23 protein-coding genes and 1 tRNA gene are annotated in these 22,906 nt (G+C 34.4%); 3 read left to right on the top strand and 21 right to left on the bottom strand.

Annotation, left to right across the window (positions count from 1 at the left end; genetic code table 11):
• Window positions 1-39: 39 nt before the first annotated feature.
• Window positions 40-294 carry a hypothetical protein gene (locus tag ACZ5EP_RS02005; RefSeq protein WP_127680658.1) on the top strand — a complete coding sequence of 85 codons (255 nt, stop codon included), beginning with the start codon at window positions 40-42 and terminating at the stop codon, window positions 292-294.
• Here ACZ5EP_RS02005 and ACZ5EP_RS02000 read toward each other — a convergent pair.
• From ACZ5EP_RS02000 to ACZ5EP_RS01960, 9 genes are all read right to left on the bottom strand, one after another.
• Window positions 257-574 (bottom strand): 4-hydroxy-3-methylbut-2-en-1-yl diphosphate synthase, encoded by a 318-nt coding sequence (locus tag ACZ5EP_RS02000; RefSeq protein WP_464509225.1) that lies wholly within the window; start codon window positions 572-574, stop codon window positions 257-259. The genes ACZ5EP_RS02005 and ACZ5EP_RS02000 overlap by 38 nt on opposite strands.
• Window positions 571-1,623 carry a flavodoxin-dependent (E)-4-hydroxy-3-methylbut-2-enyl-diphosphate synthase gene (gene ispG / locus ACZ5EP_RS01995; RefSeq protein ID WP_464509224.1) on the bottom strand — a complete coding sequence of 351 codons (1,053 nt, stop codon included), beginning with the start codon at window positions 1,621-1,623 and terminating at the stop codon, window positions 571-573. Before ispG ends, ACZ5EP_RS02000 begins: the two co-directional genes overlap by 4 nt.
• 26 nt (window positions 1,624-1,649) lie before the next feature.
• Window positions 1,650-2,360, bottom strand: coding sequence for a 23S rRNA (cytidine-2'-O)-methyltransferase TlyA (tlyA, locus tag ACZ5EP_RS01990; protein ID WP_464509223.1), 711 nt, complete (start codon window positions 2,358-2,360; stop codon window positions 1,650-1,652).
• Between the two features lie 213 nt (window positions 2,361-2,573).
• Window positions 2,574-3,458: an NAD(P)H-dependent glycerol-3-phosphate dehydrogenase gene (locus tag ACZ5EP_RS01985; RefSeq protein ID WP_464509222.1), complete on the bottom strand. Its 885-nt coding sequence runs from the start codon at window positions 3,456-3,458 to the stop codon at window positions 2,574-2,576.
• The gene (locus ACZ5EP_RS01980) at window positions 3,455-4,153 is read right to left on the bottom strand and encodes a potassium channel family protein (protein ID WP_464509221.1); all 699 of its coding nucleotides are present in this window, start codon (window positions 4,151-4,153) and stop codon (window positions 3,455-3,457) included. Before ACZ5EP_RS01980 ends, ACZ5EP_RS01985 begins: the two co-directional genes overlap by 4 nt.
• The gene (locus ACZ5EP_RS01975) at window positions 4,150-5,739 is read right to left on the bottom strand and encodes an ion transporter (RefSeq protein ID WP_464509220.1); all 1,590 of its coding nucleotides are present in this window, start codon (window positions 5,737-5,739) and stop codon (window positions 4,150-4,152) included. The genes ACZ5EP_RS01980 and ACZ5EP_RS01975 overlap by 4 nt, the downstream gene beginning before the upstream one ends.
• Before the next feature lie 2 nt (window positions 5,740-5,741).
• Entirely contained in the window at window positions 5,742-7,166 is a 1,425-nt protein-coding gene (gene gatB, locus ACZ5EP_RS01970) for an Asp-tRNA(Asn)/Glu-tRNA(Gln) amidotransferase subunit GatB (protein ID WP_464509219.1), read from the bottom strand.
• A gap of 59 nt (window positions 7,167-7,225) precedes the next feature.
• Complete coding sequence (gene ilvA, locus ACZ5EP_RS01965; protein ID WP_464509218.1) at window positions 7,226-8,434, bottom strand: threonine ammonia-lyase; 1,209 nt, start codon at window positions 8,432-8,434, stop codon at window positions 7,226-7,228.
• Window positions 8,431-8,877, bottom strand: a complete 447-nt coding sequence (locus tag ACZ5EP_RS01960; protein ID WP_464509217.1) for a CoA-binding protein — start codon at window positions 8,875-8,877, stop codon at window positions 8,431-8,433. Before ACZ5EP_RS01960 ends, ilvA begins: the two co-directional genes overlap by 4 nt.
• 105 nt (window positions 8,878-8,982) lie before the next feature.
• Between ACZ5EP_RS01960 and ACZ5EP_RS01955 the strand changes: the two genes are divergently transcribed.
• Together ACZ5EP_RS01955 and ACZ5EP_RS01950 are read left to right on the top strand one after the other, a co-directional pair.
• Window positions 8,983-9,258: an HU family DNA-binding protein gene (locus ACZ5EP_RS01955; protein ID WP_127680679.1), complete on the top strand. Its 276-nt coding sequence runs from the start codon at window positions 8,983-8,985 to the stop codon at window positions 9,256-9,258.
• A gap of 101 nt (window positions 9,259-9,359) precedes the next feature.
• Window positions 9,360-9,445, top strand: a tRNA-Leu gene (locus ACZ5EP_RS01950).
• Window positions 9,446-9,458: 13 nt separating this feature from the next.
• Here ACZ5EP_RS01950 and ACZ5EP_RS01945 read toward each other — a convergent pair.
• From ACZ5EP_RS01945 to pth, 12 genes are read right to left on the bottom strand one after another with little or no spacing between them, the layout of a single operon-like run.
• Window positions 9,459-11,396: a hypothetical protein gene (locus tag ACZ5EP_RS01945; RefSeq protein WP_464509216.1), complete on the bottom strand. Its 1,938-nt coding sequence runs from the start codon at window positions 11,394-11,396 to the stop codon at window positions 9,459-9,461.
• On the bottom strand, window positions 11,377-11,898 hold the full coding sequence (msrA, locus tag ACZ5EP_RS01940) for a peptide-methionine (S)-S-oxide reductase MsrA (RefSeq protein ID WP_464509215.1): 522 nt from the start codon (window positions 11,896-11,898) through the stop codon (window positions 11,377-11,379). The genes ACZ5EP_RS01945 and msrA overlap by 20 nt, the downstream gene beginning before the upstream one ends.
• Window positions 11,891-13,705: a 1-deoxy-D-xylulose-5-phosphate synthase gene (gene dxs / locus ACZ5EP_RS01935; protein ID WP_464509214.1), complete on the bottom strand. Its 1,815-nt coding sequence runs from the start codon at window positions 13,703-13,705 to the stop codon at window positions 11,891-11,893. Before dxs ends, msrA begins: the two co-directional genes overlap by 8 nt.
• Window positions 13,702-14,475 (bottom strand): flagellar assembly protein FliH, encoded by a 774-nt coding sequence (gene fliH, locus ACZ5EP_RS01930; protein ID WP_464509213.1) that lies wholly within the window; start codon window positions 14,473-14,475, stop codon window positions 13,702-13,704. The genes dxs and fliH overlap by 4 nt, the downstream gene beginning before the upstream one ends.
• Window positions 14,468-15,493, bottom strand: a complete 1,026-nt coding sequence (fliG, locus tag ACZ5EP_RS01925) for a flagellar motor switch protein FliG (protein ID WP_464509212.1) — start codon at window positions 15,491-15,493, stop codon at window positions 14,468-14,470. The genes fliH and fliG overlap by 8 nt, the downstream gene beginning before the upstream one ends.
• Before the next feature lie 9 nt (window positions 15,494-15,502).
• Window positions 15,503-17,188, bottom strand: a complete 1,686-nt coding sequence (gene fliF / locus ACZ5EP_RS01920; RefSeq protein WP_464509211.1) for a flagellar basal-body MS-ring/collar protein FliF — start codon at window positions 17,186-17,188, stop codon at window positions 15,503-15,505.
• Window positions 17,185-18,258: a histidinol-phosphate transaminase gene (hisC, locus tag ACZ5EP_RS01915; protein ID WP_464509210.1), complete on the bottom strand. Its 1,074-nt coding sequence runs from the start codon at window positions 18,256-18,258 to the stop codon at window positions 17,185-17,187. Before hisC ends, fliF begins: the two co-directional genes overlap by 4 nt.
• 42 nt (window positions 18,259-18,300) lie before the next feature.
• A complete protein-coding gene (gene pheA / locus ACZ5EP_RS01910) occupies window positions 18,301-19,368 on the bottom strand; it encodes a prephenate dehydratase (RefSeq protein WP_464509209.1) in 1,068 nt (355 codons plus the stop codon).
• Complete coding sequence (locus ACZ5EP_RS01905; RefSeq protein ID WP_464509208.1) at window positions 19,358-20,110, bottom strand: HAD-IIA family hydrolase; 753 nt, start codon at window positions 20,108-20,110, stop codon at window positions 19,358-19,360. The genes pheA and ACZ5EP_RS01905 overlap by 11 nt, the downstream gene beginning before the upstream one ends.
• A 13-nt stretch (window positions 20,111-20,123) precedes the next feature.
• On the bottom strand, window positions 20,124-21,326 hold the full coding sequence (lysA, locus tag ACZ5EP_RS01900; protein ID WP_464509207.1) for a diaminopimelate decarboxylase: 1,203 nt from the start codon (window positions 21,324-21,326) through the stop codon (window positions 20,124-20,126).
• Window positions 21,326-22,342 (bottom strand): LptF/LptG family permease, encoded by a 1,017-nt coding sequence (locus ACZ5EP_RS01895; RefSeq protein WP_464509206.1) that lies wholly within the window; start codon window positions 22,340-22,342, stop codon window positions 21,326-21,328. Before ACZ5EP_RS01895 ends, lysA begins: the two co-directional genes overlap by 1 nt.
• Window positions 22,342-22,881, bottom strand: a complete 540-nt coding sequence (pth, locus tag ACZ5EP_RS01890) for an aminoacyl-tRNA hydrolase (RefSeq protein ID WP_464509205.1) — start codon at window positions 22,879-22,881, stop codon at window positions 22,342-22,344. The genes ACZ5EP_RS01895 and pth overlap by 1 nt, the downstream gene beginning before the upstream one ends.
• Window positions 22,882-22,906: the final 25 nt, after the last annotated feature.

Here is a 22,906-nt window from a genome sequence, read left to right as displayed (position 1 = left end):
TTATAGCATTTATGTTAAAATTATAAAAAAAGGTTTTTAATGATTTTAAAAATCACTTATCCTTACAAAGATTCTTTGGCAACTTTGCAATACAGAAGTATATATATCCAAACGGATGACAAAGAATTAATAGAAAATCTTAAAGCCACAAAAAACCCTATTGATATTGGTGTTATTTTATCTGAAAACGAAGAAAAATTCAAAATGCTCGAAAACGCAAAAGAAGATTACGAAATTGTAATCGACGAAGTTTTGGCTAATCCTGATTTACGTCTCCATTTTCCCGGTCAGTAGTTTTTAATACGTGTTTTTTAATATGCTTAACGGCATCATACAGATCCTGAGATTCAAAAAGAGTTTTTAGTTTTGTTCTTTTTTTCTTAGGAAGTGCCCTTATCAGTTCTTTAAGCTCCTCGTCGTTTTTCGCTTTTTTAATCTCTTCCGCATGTTCGCCTAATATTTTAAGAATTCTCTCTTCCGTAATTTCTATTTTTCTAAGCAGCATAAAAATAAAAATAAATGCCATAGAGGCAATACTTAGCCCCACGATATATATCATAGTAGTTGCGCTCATTCACTCTCCTTTTTTACTTCTTCCAAAAACCTCTCAAGCAGTTCACTTTCTTTATATTTGCCTATTATTTCGCCTTTTTTAATAATAAGCCCGTAACCTTTGCCGCAGGCTATTGCAACATCCGCTTCTTTTGCTTCTCCTATGGCGTTAACCACACAGCCCATAACCGCAAGATTAAGAGGTTTTTTTATATTTTTGGTAGCTTCCTCCACTGCTTCAACAATAGGAGGAAGGTCTACTTCTATCCTCCCGCAGGTAGGACATGAAATAATATTGACCCCTTCTTTTGAAAGTCCTAAATCTTTCAATATCGCTTTGCCTACTTTTATCTCCTCTTCAAGCTCTCCGGTTATTGATACCCTCATAGTGTCGCCTATGCCTTCCAGAAGCAAAGCGCCAAACGCGGCAGCGCTTTTAATAGTTGCATGAAATTTGGTTCCGGCTTCGGTTACACCCAAATGAAAAGGATATTCGACAAGAGGTCTTAACATCCTGTATGCTTCAACCGTTCTTTGAACGTCGCTGGCTTTTAGTGAAACTTTTATATCCCTGAAATCAAGATCTTCCAGAAATTTAATATGCCATAAAGCAGACTCAACCATGGCTTTAGGCGTTTGGCCGTATCTGTTTTCAAGATGATCTTCAAGGCTTCCGGCATTAACACCTATTCTTATAGGAATATTTCTTTGTCTGCATGCGTCGACAACTGCTTTTACTCTTTCTTTTCCGCCTATATTTCCCGGATTAATACGAAGAGCGTCTACCACTTCAGCGGCTTTAAGTCCCAGCTTGTAATTAAAATGTATATCCGCTACAACCGGAAGGGGAGAGTTTTTTTTAATTTCTTTTAAAGCGTTTGCATCTTCTTTATCCAAGACTGCTACCCTGACGATATCAGCACCCGCAAAATAAAGCCTGTTAATCTGCTCAAGAGTAGCTTTTATATCTTTTGTTTTTGAATAGGTCATTGACTGCACCGAAATAGGAGCATCTCCTCCTATTTCGACGTTTCCGACTTTTATTTTCCTTGTAGGATATCTGCTTATCAAAATTAGACCTTTTTTGTGCGATTATATCAAACTTTTTTGAAATGATATATAAATTCAGTGTTTCCTTCTTTTCCTTTAATACTAGACTCTTCTTTTCTTATCAGCTCCCAGCCCAGCTCTTTACATTCATTTTCAAAATTAATCATGGCAGATTCTACAGCCTTCATATCGGTAACAACGCCTTTTTTATCTCTTTTGGCTTCCCTTCCTACTTCAAACTGCGGTTTAAAAAGAAGTATAATGTCTTTTTTTGCCAGTGTATCTATTTTTTCAGTAATTTTAAGCAGTGAAATAAAACTGACGTCACTCACAACAACGTCAAATTTTTCATTATATATAAACTCTCTTATATCGGTGTTTTCAAAAAGTTCTATTTTAGGGTTATTTCTAAGCGTTTTATGCAGCTGACCGCTTCCTACATCCACACTTACTACCTTTTTAGCACCCGCTTCCAAAGCAACCTGCGTAAATCCTCCGGTACTTGAACCTATATCCAATACATACTTGTTTTCAAAAGTAATACCGTGTTTTTCAAGGTAGTTTTTCAGTTTATATGCGGCTCTTGAAACGTATCCGTCATTTTGCACAACTTCAATTTTATCGTTTTCGTCAATTTTAAATGACGGTTTTTTAATGATTTTATCATTAACTTTTACATATCCGCTCTTTATAATTTCCTGCGCCTTGTTTCTGCTAAATGTATATTCATTTGTTACCAAATACTGATCAAGCCTCATTATTTTCACTTTTTTTAGCAAATTTTAACAAAAATTATTCACATATTCACATTATTTGCTATAATAATCGAAACTAAAAAAAGGAGAAAAAATGGGATTTAGCGGATTTATAGCAATTTCTATGTGCGTTATTGCGACAGGAATTATTCTTTCAATAGTTGCGGGTGCAGTTAAAAAAGCACAATAATAATAATTCTTCTCCCTTTTACGGGATCAGCTCAGTAAATCTTTTAATGATTTTAACGGTTCTTTATTTTCATAAATAATTTTATATACTTCGTTTGCTATAGGCGTATAAACTTCGTTCAGTTTTGCCAGTTTATAAATCGCTTTTGTTGTATACACCCCTTCAGCCACTTCTCCAAGTTCATCCAATATATCATTAAGAAGTTTTCCTTTGGCAAGATTAAGTCCTACCCTGTAATTACGGCTCATAGTGGAATTTGCTGTCAAAAACAGATCTCCCGAACCGGCCACACCTAAAAAAGTGTCTTTTCTTGCTCCAAACTTTTCTCCGAATCTGTCCATTTCCACAAGTCCTCTGGCTAAAAGCGCGGCTTTTGCATTAGACCCCAGATTCAGCCCTTCGCATATCCCGCTGGCTATGGCTATCACGTTTTTATATGCTCCGGCAACTTCTACGCCTGCCACATCGTCATCAATATATATTTTTAAAAATCTAGGGAAAAATGTTTTAAATTTTTCAGCCAAATCCGTATTTTTAGAAGCGATTACAAGAGCCGTTGGCTTGTTTTCCTTAACTTCTTTTGCAAAAGAAGGTCCTGAAATAAAAGCGAGATTTTCAGGAGACACATATTCTTCAAAAATTTCATTTAAAAATTTAAGTTTTTCGTTATCTATTCCTTTGCTGGCTACGAGTATTTTTTTATCAGAAAGATCAACTTTTTTTAAAAAATCTTTAATCGACTGAGCAGCGATAGCTATTAAAATATATTCATTTTCCAGCGCTTTGTCCAAATCAACGAAACCTTCAATATTTCTTTTCGTCCTTGAAGTGATTACTGCATCAGAAACCACCTGTTTAATTGCATAATATAAAGCGCTGCCCCAGGCTCCAGCACCTATAACGGATATCATATCATACCTCCGTGTTGAAATAATTCAAGATCATTTTTAAATCTTTCAATTTCTTCTACGTCTCCGACCACAACCAAAATATCGCCCTCGTCTATTTTATGGTTATAACCTTTTGTAACAAACTGCACGTTGTCTGAAAGCTCTTTGTCAACCATACCGATAATTAACAGATTGTATAACGAAGAAATATCTTTAAATATATCTTTAATATATTTACCTTCTAAAAAAGAATTAGGAGGTATCACTATTTCGGCAAAAGAGAGCTTGTTGTCCTGAAAAATTATTTCTTCTATAACTTTCAGGGTTAAAGGTTTTTTCAGTATAGTCATAATTCTGTTTGCCGTAACTTCGTAAGGATTTATCAGTTTGCTAACTCCTGCAAGTCTGTATTTATATTCATTGTCTTTGTCTGCAACTTTAGCGATTATCTTTTTATCAGGAAACAGATCTCTTAACGTAAGACATAAAAACAGGTTTTTATCTTCATCGTGAAGAACAGCTATAGCTATATCAAACTCTTCTATTTTAGCAATTTCATCATCGTCAATATTGTGAAGCTTTACTACGTCGTAAAGCTTTTCCCTGGCTCTTGCTTCTTCTTTTTCATCCAAAACCACAATAACGATATCTTTTTTATTTAAAAATCTTGCTACTCTTTCCCCAAAATCGTCAAATCCGAATATAGCTATTCTCATATACTACTCTTTTCAATCTGATATTTAAAGTAATTCACACTCACACTGTAACCCATTACAACCAGAATATCTCCTTCTTCGAGTTTCAAATCAAAAGGAGGGTTAAAATAAAAATGGCCTTTTTCAATCTGCAAGGTCTCATTAAGAAGTGGAGACTCGTTCCTTTTTAATACCCCGAACAGAATAATTTTATACTTGTCAAAATCAATTTCTCCTACAAGTTTACCGTCAAGAATAGAATCTTTAATAACAATAATTTCATCAATAATAGCATTTCTTCTTTCAGTTAAAATCGCATCAATCACTTCAAAAGTAATAGGATTTCCTATATATTCCGCAGTCAGTAAAGCGGTAACGGTAGACGGAACCACTACGTGATTCGCTCCTGCTTTTTTTATTTTGCTTACGTTTCTTTCGTCGTTTGCCAGAGCAATAATTTCAGCTCCTTTGCTGTAAGCTTTTACACTTAATACGATAAAAGAGTTGCTGATGTCGTTATTTGTAAGTACGAATATTTTTGATATTTTGCTGAAATCAAGCACCTGTAAAAATGTCTTTTGTGTAATATCGCCTTTTAATGTAATATATCCTTTATGGGAAGATTTTTCAACTCTGTCTTCATCCATATCCACCACAACAAAATCTATATTGTCTTTTTTAAATCTTTCCGCAAGAATTTCCGCTTCGTTAGAATATCCGCATATAAGATATACGTCTTCCATATGTTTTATTTTTCTAAAAACCCTGTCCGCTTTAAGTTCGTTCAGTTTTTCCGTAAAAGCGGAAGCTATAATTGATGTGGAGAATGAGATAAATCCGATACCTACTATGATTAAAAACATAGTAAGAACTTTCCCCTCCTGGGTAACCGGGGTAATATCTCCGTAACCGACGGTGGAAATGGTAATTAAAGACCAGTATATCGCATCGAATATTGTATCGATTTTAGGATTTATGTGCGCTTCAAAAACATATATGACCGCACCGCCTATAAACGTTACGAAACCTACAGCCAGCAATAATATTGTAAGTTCAAATTTTTTACTGGCCAAAACCTCAATAAAAGTATTAATACTCTTCGTATATCTCAATATTTTAAACAGTCTGAAAATAACAAAAATTCTTAATATTCTTAAACTTCTGAATCCGGGAAGAATTGCAAGAAAATCTATAATTGCAAAAGGAGATTTAATATATTCCCATTTTTTCAAAAGCGCTTTTTTTATTACGTTTTTAAGAGAAAATTCCCGTTCTAAAAAAGTGGATTCTTCATACTCTTCAATAATGATTTTATGCGTGTCGTTATATACCCAAAGCCTTATAAGGTATTCTATCGCAAATATAAAAGTTACAACATAAAAGTCAAACTCTTCAACCCACGGATTGAGATCGTGTTTAATATCATATAAAAGTATGCCAACGCTTGTAATAACCAAAAAAAGCATAAAAAAATCAAAAAACTTCTTTGGCGTATAATCGTCATCGTTCATTAAACGCCTGAAAAAGCCTTTGATTTTTTTATATCTGGTATTACTGTCAATATAAAAAGCAAAAGCCACAAGGGCTTTTACAATGTATTCTTTCAATCTCAAGACAGCTTGCTTTTAAGTATTTTATTTACAACTTGAGGATTTGCTTTTCCGCGGCTCGCTTTCATAACCTGTCCTACGAAGAAACCGAACAGTTTGTCTTTACCTGCTTTATATTCAGCCACTTTATCTTCGTTAGCCGCCAAAATTTCATCAACCATTTTTTCTATGGCGCCTTCGTCGCTTACCTGTTTTAATCCGAGTTTATCTATTGCGACATCAACTTCTATTTCTTCTTCCATTAGTAAATCAAGAACTTTTTTACCGCCTGCGCCGCTTATGGTGTTGTCTTTAATTCTCAATATAAGTTTTGCTAATTTTTCACTGCTTACAGGAGAATTTTCTATTGCATATCCGGCCTTATTCAGTCTTCCTAAAAGCTCGACTGCCAGCCAGTTGTTTGCCATAACAGGTTCACATCCTCTTTCAACAAGGTCTTCAAAATATGCAGCCAGTTCAGGTTCTGAAGTCAGAACCCCAGCATCATATTCTTTTAGACCGAACTCTTTCATGTATCTTTCTTTTTTTTCATCAGGAAGTTCCGGTATTTCAATATCAAAAAACTCATCCGGAACAACAAGAGGCAGCAGATCAGGATCCGGGAAATATCTGTAATCTGCAGATTCTTCTTTTCCTCTCATACTTCTTGTTTCGCCCGTTTTAGAATCAAACAGTCTGGTTTCCTGTACTACTTCGTCTTCGTATTCGTCATATTCATACGCCTCAATATGTCTTTCGATTTCGTATTCAATCGCCTGTTTAATAAACCTGAATGAGTTGATGTTTTTAATTTCAACTCTTGTACCGAATTCTTTTTGGCCTTTAGGTCTTACAGATACGTTGGCATCACATCTGAATGAGCCTTCCTGCATATTCGCATCACTGATTCCAAGGTATTTGACAATAGCGTGAAGTTTTTTAAGATAAGCGATAGCTTCATCGCTGCTTCTCATATCCGGTTCGCTGACTATTTCAAGAAGCGGCGTTCCGGCTCTGTTTAAATCAACTTTACTCACATCGCCGTCATGTATGTTTTTACCGGCGTCTTCTTCAAGGTGCGCTCTTGTAATACCTATTTCTTTCGTTTCACCGTTAACTTCAATGGTTAAACTTCCTTTGCCTACGATAGGAATCTCAAACTGGCTTATCTGATAGCCTTTTGGAAGGTCTGGGTAAAAATAGTTTTTTCTTGCAAAAATAGATTTTTTATTAATTTCGGCATTTACCGCTTTTCCAAACATTACAGCTTTTCTGACAGCCTCTTTATTTAATACAGGAAGAGCCCCCGGCAGTCCCAAACACGTCGGACACGTATTGGTATTAGGCTCGTCTCCGAAACTGGTGGCACAGTTACAGAAAATCTTTGTTTTAGTATTTAACTGAACGTGAACTTCAAGACCTATTACAACTTCATATTTACTCATTAATTCTCCTTTTATAATTATCTATATGAATTTACCTTATTCTGATATTTTCCATCATTCTATTCGACTACAAATTTATAACCGTTTTTATGAAGGGCTCTTTTAATAGCCTCCTGATGCTCAAGACCTCTTGTTTCAAGAGCTATTGTAACGTTTGCATCTCCGATAGCAAGATTAAGATCCGTTCTGTCATAACCTATTTGCACTATATTCGCTTTTTCGGCCGCAAGTATTTCAGTCAGTCTTTGAAGAGCTCCCGGTTTATCAACCAGTCTGATAATCAGTTTCATTTTTCTGTGTGATTTTAACAGACCTTTTTCTATAATCAGATTAATCATTGTCACATCGATATTACCGCCACTCAGCACAACGCCTACTTTTTTAGGAGCGGTAAATTTAATCTTATGATGCAGTAAAGCCGCTACTCCCACAGCTCCTGCACCTTCTACGACAACTTTTTGTCTTTCCATTAAAAACAGAATCGCATTTGCGATTTCTTCATCGTCAACCTCAACAATGTCATCAACCACTTCCCTTACAAGATCAAACATTTTAGGATTGGTATCCCTTACCGCTATACCGTCAGCAATCGTTTTCACAAAAGTGGTGTCCTGAACGCTTCCGCTTAAGAAGCTCAGCCTCATAGCCGGCGCACCCTCCGCGGTAACTCCGATAACTTTTATATGGGGATTAATCTGTTTTGCTGCACTTGCAATTCCGCTGATTAATCCGCCTCCTCCTATAGGAACGATAATATAATCTAGCTCAGGCACCTGTTCTAGCATCTCTATTCCGATTGTTCCCTGTCCTGCAATAACTTTATCGTCCGCAAAAGGATGAATAAACTCAAGCCCTTTTTCTTCGGCCAGTTTTACCGCATACTCATAAGCTTCGTCGTAATTATTACCTGCAAGTACAACTTCCCCTCCGAACTCTTTAACGCCCGTTACTTTTGTAAGCGGCGTAGCTTCAGGCATTACGATAATGGCGGGAACATTAAAATAATTAGCACTGAAAGCGACACCCTGCGCATGATTTCCGGCACTTGCGGCAATAACGCCTTTTTTTCTTTTTTCTTCCGGAATAGAAGCTATTTTATTAAAAGCCCCTCTTAATTTAAAAGCTCCGGTAATCTGTAAGTTCTCTTTTTTAAGGTATATTTCGTTTCCGACTTTTTGCGAAAGTATAGGAGCATACGCAAAAGGTGTTTTATAAACTACTTTTTTTATTCTTTTGTGAGCCTGTTTTATTTCTTCAAAAGGTATCATAACAATCCTTCTTTCTTACATCTGATATGATCAACCATTATACATCTGTCCTCAACATAAAACACACCGGCTTCTTCGGCGATTTCTTTAGATTTCTCGTTTGCGACGCCTTCTTGAAGAAAAACACATTTTATTCCCGGCAGCTTTACCGCTTTTTCCACAATAGGAGGCGTATCTTCCCCTTTACGGAAAATATCTACAATATCCACTTCAAAATCAATTTCATCAAGACTTCTGTATACTTTCTCACCTAAAATTTCTTCTTCTCTCGGATAAACAGGAATTATTTTATAACCGTTTTCCTGCATATATTTTGCAACCTGATTAGATGCTCTGTGTTCTTTTGGAGAGAGCCCTACCACAACTATCGTTTTCGCGTTTTTTAAGACTTCGCATAAATTTTTATCGCTTTTTTTGGCGCTTGGAAGCTCACAGGCATTCATTTTGTACCTTTTTTAACAAAATTATAGCAAAAAATGCCCAAAACACTTGATTTTTGGTAAAAAAAAAGAGTAAAATTTTTTGTACCCAACTAAAAAGGAGGAAAAATGAAAAAGTCAGAATTAATCGCAGCGGTAGCAGAAAAGTCAGGTCTTAGCAAAAAAGATGTAAACGCAGTTATAGATGCTACTATCGAAGCAATGGAAGAAGCTCTAAAAGCAGGTAAAAAAGTTAGTTTTATCGGATTCGGAAGTTTTGAAGTTGTAACAAGAGCTCCAAGAGTAGCTAGAGTTCCTGGTACTAACAGAGAAGTTAAAATCCCTGAAACTAAATCTGTAAAATTCAAAGTTGGTAAAAAATTAAAAGAACTTTTAAACAAATAAGTTCTTTTTTTTCTTTTTTATTCTAATTTCTTTTCTTTAAACAATCAAAATACATTTTTTTCTTGAATTTTAAATAAATTATCGATATAATTTCAGTCCTTGCCGGCGTGGCGGAACTGGTAGACGCGTCGGACTCAAAATCCGATGGGCTCTGCCCATGTGGGTTCGAGTCCCACCGCCGGTACCATTACTTATTTAATTTAACCCTGTTTTAAAAAATTGTTAATTTCTTCATCCCTACCGAATGTTTTTATATATTTCTCAATTGCATTTTTGTCTTTAGAGTGTTTTATATAATTCAAGTATGCGCTTTTAATCATATTCGTTATTCTAGGTTTTTTCGTTTTTATATATTCATACTCTTTTAATTCCTCTAAAGCTGATTTTATTTTGCCTTTAAACGCCTCTCTTTCAGCGTTAAGAAGTTTTTTTTGCCATTTTTCTTCATAAACTCTGTAGACCTTTAATTTTTTCAAAAAAGGATATTTTTCTGCCAGTTCAAATGCCCTGTTTTTATCTTCGTTAAACAGTCTTAAAAACTCGAGCGATACCTGTGCCTTGTTTAGCAGTTCCTTTGCTTTTAATTCATAACCTTCAATATCTTCCAATACGGTGCATATTTTTAAAACATACTTAAAATTTTCTTCCTCCAGGGCTTTAACAGCCATATTATAAAGCTTTTCACCATATTCAATTACCGATTTATATTCTTTGGTATCTTTAAGCTCCGGATGTTCTTTTATTATTGCAAAGAATCCTTTAAAATCTTTATTGGCTATTTTTTCTTTTAACAGTCTGAAAAGACCGGCTTCTTTAAGTAGCAGATTAATGAGTTTCAGTTTCTGAGGAACGGGAATAAAATCTTTTAGTATTTCTTTCGCTTCCGACACTCTGCCTTCTGATGCAAGCTGCTTTGCCTTTTCGAACCTTTCTTCCCACTCTTTTTCAGCAAGCATGTAATATTTCGTGTTTTTTAACATTTCAAACTGATTTGCAAGCTGATAAAACAGTGCAAAATTTCTGTTTTCAAACGCTTTTACAAATTTAAGTATGTTTTCATAATGAGTAATTATTTTATTTATTTCTTCTCTTTTTTGAAGTACGGCACTAAAAGGCTTCAACAGCTCAAGGGCTTTTTGTTTCATACCTTCTTCATAATATTTCATAGCTTTTTTAATAGTTGCAATATACAGTTTTTCAAGTTTTTCATATGCTTTGGTTTTCTTTAAAAAAGGATTTAAAGCTATCATTTCATATGCTTTTTTATAATTTTCGGATAAAACGGTATCTAAAAGCTCTTTTTCGTCGGTTAAACACACTTCTTCGAGAATATTTCCCGAAGCCAGATACATTCTGTCGTTATATACAACAATTTTGTGAGAATCGGTTTCAAAAAAAGAATCATTGACAAGTACTTCGTTTTTCAAATCATATAAGACAACCTTTGAATCGGTAAGAACAAAAATATAATTATCATAAAGCGCAAAATCTCTGAACTTTTTATATAAATCAACTCTGTCGGTATCGTCACAGGTATCCCTGTCCCATTTTATAACGTCAGAAAACTCCGAAGCGCTTATCAGATAATTTTTATTTTCGATTTTCAGAGCTTTTTTAAGATGTAAAAATCTGACAGTTTTGCGTAAAGACGAACTGTCGACAAACAAAACGGCTTTATCATAGCCCGTTGCGTAAATTTTATCTTCTCCGAACGCAATATCGCTTATAAAATCTTTATGCTTTGCTATCTTGGATACCATTTTTAAAAGTTCAATAGAATAAAGATAAATTTTACCGTCTATTCCTCCGCTTACAAAATAATTTTGTCCTATTTCAACAGATAAAACGTCTCCTTTATGCCATTCGAATTTACCGAGAAGTTTTTTTTCTTTTATGTTCCAAAAGGTAAGAGGATATCCGCTTACGGAAAGCAAAAGATAATTAAACTCCTCATCACACGAAACTGTATTCTCTTCGGGTCTGTTTTCGGGAAGCTTTATTTTAAATCCGTTAATAAGTTTAAATGAAGAGTCGTAAACGTAAACCCTGTTTTCCTTATCGACTATCAAAGCTCCGTTATTGTTAATTTTAATATAAGAAATTGTGCTTTTAAATTCTTTAACTTTTTTTCTTTCCATTTTCCATCTTTAAAAATTTTTCAACCTTAGGCGCCACTACATACACACAATAAGGCTGTTGTGGATTTTTCTGGAAATAATTCTGATGATATTCTTCCGCAGGATAAAATTTGTCAAGTTTTTTAATTTCCGTTACAGGATTTACTCCTTTGGATCTTAACTCTTCTGTTTTTTTCAAAGCTTTTTGTTTTTGTTCATCGTTTAAATACAGAATAACCGAACGGTACTGTGTACCGACATCGTTTCCCTGACGGTTTAACTGGGTAGGATCGTGTATGTTAAAAAATATATCTAAAAGGTATTCGTAATCAACTTTATTTTCATCATAATCTATTTCAACAACTTCCGCATGCCCGGTAACACCGGTACAGACTTGTTCATAGTTTGGATCAGGACGTCTGCCTCCCGCATATCCGGCTGTTACATTTCTAATGCCTTCTACCTGTCTGAAAACTGCGTCAAGACACCAGAAACATCCTCCTCCTAGTACTGCTTTAGCCATTTTCAGCCCTGATTTTTTCCGCTATGCTTTGAGCATCTACTTTTAAAAGTTTTTCCACTTCTTCAACATTTCCGTGCGGAATAAATTCATCAGGGTATTCAAAACTTTCTATTTTAACATTTATATTTTCCGCATTTGCAAAATCGCTAAGCATTTCAGCAATTCCGCCCTCTTTTGAGTTATCGCTGATTACATACCATCTGTCTGCTTTTAAAGATTTTAGAAGATCTTTGTCAAACGGTTTTACAAATCTTAAATCCAGCACTCCGCTCTCTAATCCCTGCTGTTTGAGAATTTCATGAATCCTGTATGCTTTTCCGATTCCGTTACCGTATGCTATCAGCATAATTTTGTCGTTATCGATTAAAATTTCGCCTTTTCCGAGTTCAAAATCAGAAGCTTTGAAAACATCATCTTTTAATAAAAAAGCGCCTCTTGGATATCTGAACGCGCAAGGCCCGGAATCAAAACCGTATGCAAATTCCACAGCTTTTTTAAGTGTTTCAAAATCCCTAGGCGCAAAAAGCGTAATATTAGGGAGGATTCTTAAAAACCCGATATCAAAAACACCCTGATGAGTCTCTCCGTCCGCACCGACTATTCCGGCTCTGTCAATTGCAAATCTTACAGGATAATTATCAAGACACACATCATGTATTATCTGATCATATCCCCTTTGTAAAAAAGTTGAATATATTGCAACAAAAGGTTTAAACCCTTCTTTTGCCAAAGGCGCCATTGACGTTACCGCATGCTGTTCTGCTATACCAACATCCCAAAAACGTTCAGGAAATTCTTTCATCAGATCTTTCATTCCGGTGCCGCTTGGCATAGCGGCTGTTACTCCGACGACTTTTTGATCTTTTTTAGCTATTTCAAGAAGTTTATTAGAATACACTTTTGTTGCGGAAAGAGAAGATTTTTTAAGAGGCTCTCCCGTTTCCAAATCAAAAGGCCCTACTCCGTGCCAGTGTTCATAATATCCTTCCGCCTGCTTATAACCTTTACCCTTAACGGTTTTTGCGTGTACTATTACCGGTTTTTTAAGACTTTTTGCGACTTGAAGTGTTTCAATAACCTCTTCTAAATTATGCCCGTCAATCGGCCCGATATATTCAAGTCCCATTTCTTCAAAAAAAACTCCGTGAACGCTAAACATCTCTTCTACTTTTTTAGCCATGTATTTAACGTCTTTCGGTGCAGAATCCAAAAATTTTTTAAATTTTTCTTTAAAGCCCTGATACAGTTTTCCGGCTTTCAGCCTTGTTAAATATTTACTTAAAGCCCCGATAGGTTTGCCTATGCTCATTTCATTGTCGTTAAGAATTATAACTACGGGATATTTTCTAAAACCAAGCTCGTTTAAAGCTTCATAAACCATACCGGCGCTCATTGCCCCGTCCCCGATTAACACTACAGGAGTTCTGTTTTCTCCTTTTAATTTAATAGCTTTAGCGGCGCCGACCGCCACGGATATTGATGTAGAAGAATGGCCCGCACTGAAATAATCGTATCTGCTTTCACTAGGTCTGGTATAACCGCTGATTCCTCCAAACTGTCTGAGCGTATCAAAACTTTCCCATCTGTCAGTTAAAAGTTTATGGGCATACGCCTGGTGAGAAACATCAAATATAAAAGGATCTTTTTCTGCATCAAAAACATAATGCATCCCTATAATAAGTTCCACGGCTCCTAGCGTAGAGCTTAAATGCCCTCCTTTTTTAGAAACAACTTCAAGAATTCTTTCCCTAATTTTCTGTGCCGTCTCTTCTAATTCCGGAATACTTTTATGTTTCACATCTATCATTCATTACCTTCCAATACCGCTTCTTTTATTGCTTTAAATCTTTGTAAAATCTGAGCGTCAATATTTCCTATATCGCTTAAAATCACAACACCGCCTTCTTTTACGGCGTCGTCTTCGATTATTTCCACATTTTGTAAATCCTGTTCTTTTAAATATTTTGCATCTTTAGGATTTACTTTTATTTTTATTTTAGTAGCATCTTTAATGTCTTCCATTAAAGCTTTTGCAAGATTATATGCAATTTCTTTGGAATTTTCGCTAACTTCTTTTTGAATAACCTCTTTTGCTATATCAAGTGCTACCGAAATTAACTCTTTTTCAATTGAAAGAATTTTCTCTTCAAAAACTTCATTTATTTTATCTACTTTTTTTACCGAATCCTGGAGAAGTTTTATTTTTTCTTCAATTTCTTTAGATACTTCGGAAGAAGCGTCTTCTTTACCTTTTTTATATCCTTCTTCAAACGCCTTTTTTTTCTCTGATTCTATTTGCTGTTTACACTCATTAAGCTGCTTTTCAAAATTAGTCTGAATGTTTACGATATTATTACTGAGCTCTTCTATTTTTTGAAGAAGTTTTTCAATCACTTCATCGTTATTATTTTGTGTGTTTTGTTCATTATTATGTATATTTGTCTGCTGCGGCTGATTTTCGTTTTTAGAATTATGAATGCTTTTTTCTTCACTTTCATCGTTATCGTCAAAACTTTTAAATGTATACTGGTTTATTATATGTCTTTCCACCGCTTCGCCGTTTACTATCCTATTCAATTACTTCTTCCTCCGCTCCGACTGATACTTTGCCTTCTTCGGCAAGTTTTTGTACTATTTCAACGATACTTCTTTGTGCAGCCTCAACGTCTTTGACTTTTACAGGGCCTAAGAACTGCATTTCTTCCTCAAATGCCGCAGCGGCACGTTGAGACATATTTGCAAGAAATTTTTCTTTAAGCTCTTCAGGAGCACCTTTTAAAGCAATCATTAATTGGTTTTTATCAGCTTCTTTTAATATTTCGCGAATCGCGTTATTGTCAAGTTTAAGAATATCTTCGAATGTAAACATTTTTTCTTTAATCTCTTCGGCAAGTTCGTTGTTAACCTGCTCAATGAATTTAAGCGTTGATTTTGCTGCTTTTTGTCCAAGTCTGTTAAATATTTCCGCAACGAATCTAACTCCTCCGATTTCAACTTTATAACCGGTCAGAGCTTCAAGTTTTGTTTCAAGAATTGCACTTACTTTTTTAATCACTTGAGGAGAAATGTCTCCTAAATTACTCATTCTGATAAGAACTTCCGCTCTTATTTCATCAGGAAAATAGCTTAAAGTTTCCGCAGCACTGGTAGGATCCATATGCGCAAGTATAAGTGCAATTGTCTGAGGATGTTCATTAACTATAAAATCCGCAAGCTGCTGCGGTTTTACTTTTTGTAAAAAACCGAAAGTCTGCTCGCTTTGAAGCGATTTAGCAAGTTTATCTAGAACTTTTTTAGCTTCTTCAGGTCCGAGGGCTTTATAAAGAATTTCTTTAGCATACTCTATACCGCCGCTTGAAATATACTGATTAGACTGAAAAATAACATAAAACTCTTCTAAAACCGCTGCAGCTATGGCTTTATCTATTGCTTTAGCGGTGGCAATATATTTGGATATTTCAGTAATTGCGTTAACATCCATATACGAAAAAATCTGTGCAGTTAAATCCTCTCCTAACTGAATAAGCAAGATCGCAATTTTTTCAGGCATTGACAATTCGTCAAGAATAGCCTGCTGCTGTGCCGAAAGTGCCATTATAAATCCTTATACTTCATGCGTTTCTTCTTTAATTAAATTTTCTAATACTTTTGCAACTTCTTCGGTTTTTTCCTCAGTCATTTTAATTATCCTGTCAAGCAAGACTTCATATTTCAGCTCTTCTTCATTAACATCGCTTGAAATACCAAGCTGCTGTTCAACTTTTTCTTTTAATTCTTTTATTTTATCATAAGTAGATTCAACTTCCTCTTCATTAACTTCTATTTCAGGCCTAACATACTCCGGCTCTTCTTCAATCTCAACTTCAAGCATTTTTTGCGTAAAAGGTGTAATTACTTTTTTATAAAACACAAAAAGAACCAATGCTAAAAACAGATATTTCAATACTACACTAAACGGTCCTAAATACATTTCCACTGTCTGCATAATCTGCCCTACTTTCGATGTCGGAGCATTGCCGTTTGATGCTCCGTTAAATTGAAAACTGCTTACACTTACGCTGTCTCCTCTTTTCGGATCGTAACCGATAGTGTTTTTAACCAAGTTTTCTATATTTGCGATTTCGAGCTTTGAAAGAGGAACAAATTCTTTTTTTCCGTCTTTTGTAACTTTGTAATGTCCGTCTACTACAACAGCAGCGGTTATTCTTTTGATTTTTGCAAGAGGCTCTTTTACATCTTTAATAGTTGTTGATATTTCATAATTGGTAGTTGTTTCTGATTTAGTGTATTTATCTTTCACGTTTTGATTTTTTGTCCCCTGAACCGGTCCGACATTACTTACCGCACCAGGCACACCTCCGACCTGTTTAGGTTTATATCCTATTCTGCTTTCTTCCAGTGTCTGCTCGCTTCTTACGACATTGTCGGGAGAATAAATTGTGGATTTTGATTTAACCTGGGAAAAATCGATATCCAGATTAACTTTTGCGACTACTTTATTTCTTCCGCCAACCACAGGTGCTAAAATCGATACGATATTGTTTTCTAAAGCTTTTTCCATTCTTTTTTTATAAGCTATTTCCGCTTTTAACAGTTCGTTATTCTGTGTAAGTTCGTCATTTTCTCCTAAAAGATTTCCGTACTGGTCTATTATTTTTACATTTTCAGGCTTTAATTTAGGAACGGCAGCAGCTACAAGATATTTTATTCCCTGAATCTGTTTTGGAGTAAGTATCATATTCGGCTTAAGTTTAATAACTACCGAAGCGGTTGGAGGAGTCTGGTTTTCTACAAATACACTCTCTTTAGGAAGGGCAATATTAACAGTAGCTTCTTCTACCGCGTCCAAAGATTCGATAGTTCTGCCAAGCTCGCCTTCGAGAGCTCTTAGATATTTTATTTTCTGTTCAAAATCAGTAATTCCGAAACTATTTTTATCAAAAAGCTCAAATCCCACTTTAGAACTTTTAGGAAGTCCCTGTGCGGCAACATCTATTCTGACTTTCTGTACGACATTTTTAGGAACTTCAATAACTCCGTCTTCAGGTATTTCATATGGTATATGTTTTTTTTCAAGGTATTGTACAATTAATGCAGCGTCTTTGGAAGAAAGATTGTCAAAAAGTATCGCATAACCTGTTTTTATTTTAGAAGAGCTTGTATTAAATACTATCAAAAAAGAGATAATTGCCACTAATGCGACAATCGAGGCAATAATTACAATTTTCTGTCTTTTGTTTAATTTTTTTGCAAATGCTATTATTTGCCTAAAAAGTTCTTCAAAATTCAACTAATCATACCTTTTAATGTATTTAATAATTTATCGTTTTGTTCAGGCGTACCTATAGTAATTCTTAAGGCTTCAAATCCGTAACTGGCCATATTCCTTACAATTATACCTTTTTTTAATAAATTTTCAGCAATTTGTGTTGAATTTTTAATATATAAAACAATGAAATTTGTATAATTGTCTATATATTTTAAATTATTTTCTTTTGCGAAACTGACATATTTTTCCATCTCTTCAAAGTTTTTTATTATTGAGTTTTTAACAAACTCTTCATCTTTTAATGCTTCTATCGCAGCTGCCAGACTTAGGGTTGTTATATTGAAAGGAGGTCTCAATTTATGAAGATTTTCGATTATATACTCATTCGCAATGCCGTATCCTACTCTCATACCGCCAAGACCGTATGCTTTGGAAAACGTTCCGGTATATAAAACGTTTTTGTATTTAAGTATATCTTCAGGTTTAATTTCTTTATCTTTATCTTTATAAGCGGCAAATTCCTGATATGCTCCGTCTACAATTATTAAAGTGTTTTCATCAATTTTTTCTATAAAATCAAACACTTCTTTTGCGTCAATACATTCTCCCAAAGGATTATTAGGCACACAAAGAAAAATTATTTCCGGTTTTTGTTCTTTATATATTTCATAAAATTCTTCCAGATTATGAGTTATAGATTTTGTTTTTAAAATTTGAGCTCCAACCTGTTTAGAATATATTTCATACATTGCAAACGTAATACCCGCCATTAAAACCTTTTTAGGGGAGACAGCATGAACGGCGAATTCTAAAATCTGATCGCTTCCTGCACCTATAATAATATTAGACGCAGATATGTTAAATTTTGAACTCAGTCCCTCTTTTAACTCAAAAAAACTGTCATCAGGATATCTGTGCATTTCCGAAGCCAGATTTTTTACTTTTTCAATTGCTTTAGGAGGAGGACCGTAAGGATTTTCATTGCTTGCCAGTTTAATTATATCTTTAGGTTCTATTCCAAATTCCCTTACGACCAGTTCTATCGGCTTTCCGGCTTCGTATGTTTTTAAATCTTTCAGTTTTTCAAACATTAAATCTCCTTAAATTTCACTAAATAAATTTATTATAAATTTCTAACAGTCCCTTAAATAACTGCCGAGCCATATCATTTCTTCGCTGTCAATCAAATCTTGAACACTTTTATCATCAATATGCCCTTCAAAATCAATATAAAACCATGTATTAAACGTATCGTCTTTATTCGGTCTGCTTTCTATTTTTAAAAGATTAATTTCCCTGTCTTTAAATTTTTTAAGAAGTTCAAAAAGAGCCCCTGATTTATGAGATGTTTTTGCAATTACACTTGTTTTGTCGTTTCCGCTTTTTTGAGTTTTAAAATCGCTGATAACAATAAAGCGCGTTCTATTGGCCAAATTGTCTTCAATTTTTTCAAAAAGCAACGGCACATTATAAAGTTTTGCAGCGATTTTAGAGCATATTGCACCGCTTTGTTTATCTTCTGCAGCCATTTGAGCAGCTTTTGCAGTAGATTCGGTAGGAATGAATTCTATATCCAAAAGTCCGTGGGTTTCAAGAAAATTAAGACACTGGTTATAACCCTGCGGATGGGAATAGATTCTTTTTATATTTTTTAAATCATCCTGACATGATGCAAATGAATGATGTATATCCATACATATTTCAGAAACTATTTTAACGTTATATTTTTTTAAAGAATCCAGAGTAATTCCTACAACGCCTTCAGTATTGTTTTCTATAGGAACTACTCCGTATTTGGCTTCTTTGTTAGACACCGCTTTAAATACAGCCTCGATATTCAAAAGAGGAAGATATTTTGCATTAGCTCCGAATCTGCTTTCAGCCGCCTGATGCGTATATGTTCCTACCGGTCCTAAAAAAGCTATTCTTTCTTTTCTTTCAAGAGTTCTGCTGATTGCAAAAATTTCAAGAAAAATGGCTTCTATTTCATCATATCCGAGTATTCCGCCCTCTTTTTTGCTAAGTTCTGTAAGTCTTTGAATAATTTCTTTTTCTCTTTCCGGTCTGTAGACAGGAGCGTTGCTTGTATTTTTAAGTTCCCCTACTTTCTTTACGATTTCCATTCTTTTGTTTAACAGTCTGATAATTTCATTATCTATAGAATCTATCTGATTTCTGAGTTGCAGTAGTTTATCTTCCATTCTTTCTCCAATTTTCCAGTAAAAATTTTAAATTTTTATATATGAAATCCGGTTTTTGATTTATCTCTTTTTCACTTTTAATTTTTCCGCTTAAAACCAATACCGTTTTCATACCCAGTTTTTTAGCAGGTATCAAATCCCCTTTTAAATCATCGCTAATAATGGTAATTTTATCATAATTTAGGCCTAAATACGATTTAGCCCTGTCAAAAAACTCCCTGCTGGGTTTACCTACGGTTACATAATCCGTATCGGTAGCATATTTAAGCATTTCAAGTATAGCGCCAAGCCCTGGATATCGTTTGGAATTGTAAGAATACAAAGATGTACGGTGCATACCTATTAATTCCGAACCGTTTAACAGTTTTTCAATTATACCGCTAATTGTTTCGTTGTCATAAAGTTTAATCCCGAGTACTACGGCATCCGGATTTTTATAATCAAGATTAAAGCTGTTTTTCATGATTTTTACGAATTTTTCCTGTCCGTAAGGAGCGATTGTTTTATTCTGAATATATTCCCCTGCAACCATTAAAGGGTCAATATAATATTCAAATTCAAATCCTAAATTCTTTAAATAACTGATAAACTCCTCAGAAGGCTTTTTTGTATTATTTGTAATTAAAACGAAAGGTGTTTTTTTACTGTTTAAATATTTTAAAAATTCTCTGCTTCCGGGAAGAGGAAGAAAGTTTTTATCGTCTATCAGCGTCCCCTGAACATCAATAAAAAATCCTTCCATTCCCCCTCCTGTATCAGAGATAATCTATTTCACAGGCAATTAAATCCTCAAAAGTTTCCCTTCTTCTGATAATTCTGTCTTTTCCGTTTTCCACTGCAACTTCTGCGGCTCTCGGGCGCGTATTGTAATTGCTGCTCATTGTAAAACCGTACGCACCGGCGCTGTAAATAACTACAAGATCTCCAGGATTAGTGCTTGGAATCTCTATATCTTTGGCAAAGAAATCCCCGCTTTCACAAATCGGACCTACCAGATTTGCCCTGCTGAGCTCTCCGTCTTTTTCGCTTAACACTTCTATTTTATGATACGCATTATACAGCGAAGGCCTTATTAAATCATTCATAGCTCCGTCTACTATAACAAACCTTTTATCTCCGTTGACTTTTTCATATAAAACCTTTGTTAAAAACCAGCCGCCGTTTCCTACAAGAAATCTTCCCGGTTCACAGACAATCGTAAGATCAAGTCCGCTAAGTGTTGATAAAATAGCCTGGGCGTAATCGTAAGGCTTGATTGTCGTTTCGTCTTTATATTTAATGCCGAGTCCTCCGCCAACATCAAAAAATTTAATATCGATATTTACAGCTTTAAGACTTCTTACCAGATCGGCCACAATCTGGCTTGCTTCTTTAATCGGTTCAAGTTCTGTAAGCTGGCTACCTATATGAAAATGTATTCCGACCGGATTTAAAGATCTTGAATTCTTAGCGAAAAGATACATTTTTTTTGCCGTATCCAAATCGACTCCGAATTTATTTTCATGCAGCCCTGTAGAGATATAAGGATGTGTTTTAGGATCTATATTCGGATTTACCCTTATTGAAATTCTTGCAACGACACCGAGTTTTTCCGCAATTTCTTCCACTCTTTGCAGTTCAGCTTCACTTTCTACGTTAATCATTAAAATATCAAGTTTTAAAGCTTCTTCAATCTCATCGTCTCTTTTTCCGACTCCGCTGAATATAATTTTATATTTATCCACACCTGCTAAAAGAGCTCTTTTTACTTCTCCGATACTCACACAGTCCGCACCGCTTCCGAGTGATGCAAACTTTTTAATAACGCTTAAATTCGAATTTGCTTTTACAGCATAAGAAATGATGCTTTTTCTGCCTTTAAATGCATTTTTAAGCTCATTAAACTGATTTTCAAAATGATTAAAATCATACACATAAAGAGGCGTATCGTATTTATTAGCCAGTTCTTTAAAATTCATTATTTCTCCTTATATAATAAAAATATTCCGTAACTAAACAGTACCGCAAAAGGAATCACCAAAACATAAGGCGACAATACTCCCTGTTTTGCAAATTTATATATCATAAGCTGAATTCCCCATGTAAAAATAGTTAAAAAAACGGATTTTACCAAAAATAAAGAGACATTAGAAACTCTTTGATGAACGGGAGTCTTAAACATTAAAATTATCAAAAGTGAAATAAGACTCAAAGCGGTAAAAACTTTATAAAAGACAATTGAAAGCAGTGTATTGACGTTTATGTCTTTAAAAAGTTTTATAGCAATAAACGCGTCATAAAACGAAATAGAATTAAGATTTTTTAAATTTGAAATTATTTTTGGTTTAAAATCTTTCAGAAAATAGACATTATCTACCAGATTAACAATTCTTTTATCGTTTAAATATGTGATTTTAGCCTTTTTGGCATACCAGACATCATTTTTAAACAGAGCTTTTTTAGCAGAAATTATTTTGGTGACTTTTCTTCCCTTTAAATAAAAAACCTTAATATCGTCCGCCTGTTTCAAAATCGGTTCTATTTTTTTTATATATACAACTTTATCGTTATATTTAATAAAAAGATTCGTACTGCTGTATTTATTATTGTTTAATATAAAATTCGCATATTCTCTTACATATGCAAATTTTCCGCTGTCTAATACCAAAAACAGAGCAAAAACAGCAACGGCGAAAAACATAAAAGGCTTTAAAAGTTTTTTTATTGTAAAACCTAACGAATAAAAACTTACAAGCTCGTTAAATTTAATCATATAATACAGCGTAAGTATAAAAGAAAAAACCAGAGCAAGGGCATAAAACATATCAAAACTGTAAAGCATAATATAATATACATATAAGACCTGAAGGTTTGAAGAATCAGGCAGTCTGGAATAGTTTGCTATAAGATCTACAATAACGAAAAAAAACGATAATGAAAAAAGTATAAGTAAAAAATTTTTTAAATATTTTTTTAAAATAAAAATAAAAAACATTAACACTCTTTTTGAGTATATTTACTCGCCGCTTTGTCTATTTCAGTAACGGCTTTAGCTATTTTTGGAAAAAGAGATTTCATACACTCAAGCTCTTCTTCCGTAAAATTACTTAAAACATATTTTACAACTTCTTCTTTTCTTTCCGGTCTTCCGATTCCTATTCTTATTCTCCAATAATCGTTTCCGATATGCTGGTCTAAAGATTTAAGTCCGTTATGTCCGCCGTGAGAACCGCCTCTTTTAAATTTAAGAGCTCCCGTTTTCAAATCTATATCGTCATGTATGACAATAACATCTTCATTATCAATTTTATAATAATTTTTTACTAGTACCGCGCTTTCACCGCTTAAATTCATATATGTCATAGGTTTAAGTAGTAAAAAATCTGCAGATTTATAAAGTTCGCCTTTAAATGAAGAGTTTATCTTTCTGGCATTAAACTGCTCAATCAAATAGTCAATACTTAAAAAACCGATATTGTGACGGGTAAGTTTATATTTCTCTCCTGGATTTCCCAGACCGATAATGAGTTTCATACAACCTCTTTATGTAGTAGTTAAA

Source organism: Nautilia abyssi (genome assembly GCF_055388085.1).
Note: the sequence above shows the minus strand (reverse complement) of the source record. Positions and strands in the feature narration are given on the sequence as shown.

What these genes read in the sequence shown, in the direction of transcription:
- ACZ5EP_RS02005 (WP_127680658.1), top strand. Translation starts at nt 40, where the DNA reads ATGATTTTAAAAATCACTTATCCTTACAAAGATTCTTTGGCAACTTTG.
- ACZ5EP_RS02000 (WP_464509225.1), bottom strand. Translation starts at nt 574, where the DNA reads ATGAGCGCAACTACTATGATATATATCGTGGGGCTAAGTATTGCCTCT.
- tlyA (WP_464509223.1), bottom strand. Translation starts at nt 2,360, where the DNA reads ATGAGGCTTGATCAGTATTTGGTAACAAATGAATATACATTTAGCAGA.
- ACZ5EP_RS01985 (WP_464509222.1), bottom strand. Translation starts at nt 3,458, where the DNA reads ATGATATCCGTTATAGGTGCTGGAGCCTGGGGCAGCGCTTTATATTAT.
- ACZ5EP_RS01980 (WP_464509221.1), bottom strand. Translation starts at nt 4,153, where the DNA reads ATGAGAATAGCTATATTCGGATTTGACGATTTTGGGGAAAGAGTAGCA.
- gatB (WP_464509219.1), bottom strand. Translation starts at nt 7,166, where the DNA reads ATGAGTAAATATGAAGTTGTAATAGGTCTTGAAGTTCACGTTCAGTTA.
- ilvA (WP_464509218.1), bottom strand. Translation starts at nt 8,434, where the DNA reads ATGATACCTTTTGAAGAAATAAAACAGGCTCACAAAAGAATAAAAAAA.
- ACZ5EP_RS01960 (WP_464509217.1), bottom strand. Translation starts at nt 8,877, where the DNA reads ATGAATGCCTGTGAGCTTCCAAGCGCCAAAAAAAGCGATAAAAATTTA.
- ACZ5EP_RS01955 (WP_127680679.1), top strand. Translation starts at nt 8,983, where the DNA reads ATGAAAAAGTCAGAATTAATCGCAGCGGTAGCAGAAAAGTCAGGTCTT.
- ACZ5EP_RS01945 (WP_464509216.1), bottom strand. Translation starts at nt 11,396, where the DNA reads ATGGAAAGAAAAAAAGTTAAAGAATTTAAAAGCACAATTTCTTATATT.
- msrA (WP_464509215.1), bottom strand. Translation starts at nt 11,898, where the DNA reads ATGGCTAAAGCAGTACTAGGAGGAGGATGTTTCTGGTGTCTTGACGCA.
- dxs (WP_464509214.1), bottom strand. Translation starts at nt 13,705, where the DNA reads ATGATAGATGTGAAACATAAAAGTATTCCGGAATTAGAAGAGACGGCA.
- fliG (WP_464509212.1), bottom strand. Translation starts at nt 15,493, where the DNA reads ATGGCACTTTCGGCACAGCAGCAGGCTATTCTTGACGAATTGTCAATG.
- hisC (WP_464509210.1), bottom strand. Translation starts at nt 18,258, where the DNA reads ATGTTTGAAAAACTGAAAGATTTAAAAACATACGAAGCCGGAAAGCCG.
- pheA (WP_464509209.1), bottom strand. Translation starts at nt 19,368, where the DNA reads ATGGAAGATAAACTACTGCAACTCAGAAATCAGATAGATTCTATAGAT.
- ACZ5EP_RS01905 (WP_464509208.1), bottom strand. Translation starts at nt 20,110, where the DNA reads ATGGAAGGATTTTTTATTGATGTTCAGGGGACGCTGATAGACGATAAA.
- lysA (WP_464509207.1), bottom strand. Translation starts at nt 21,326, where the DNA reads ATGAATTTTAAAGAACTGGCTAATAAATACGATACGCCTCTTTATGTG.
- ACZ5EP_RS01895 (WP_464509206.1), bottom strand. Translation starts at nt 22,342, where the DNA reads ATGTTTTTTATTTTTATTTTAAAAAAATATTTAAAAAATTTTTTACTT.
- pth (WP_464509205.1), bottom strand. Translation starts at nt 22,881, where the DNA reads ATGAAACTCATTATCGGTCTGGGAAATCCAGGAGAGAAATATAAACTT.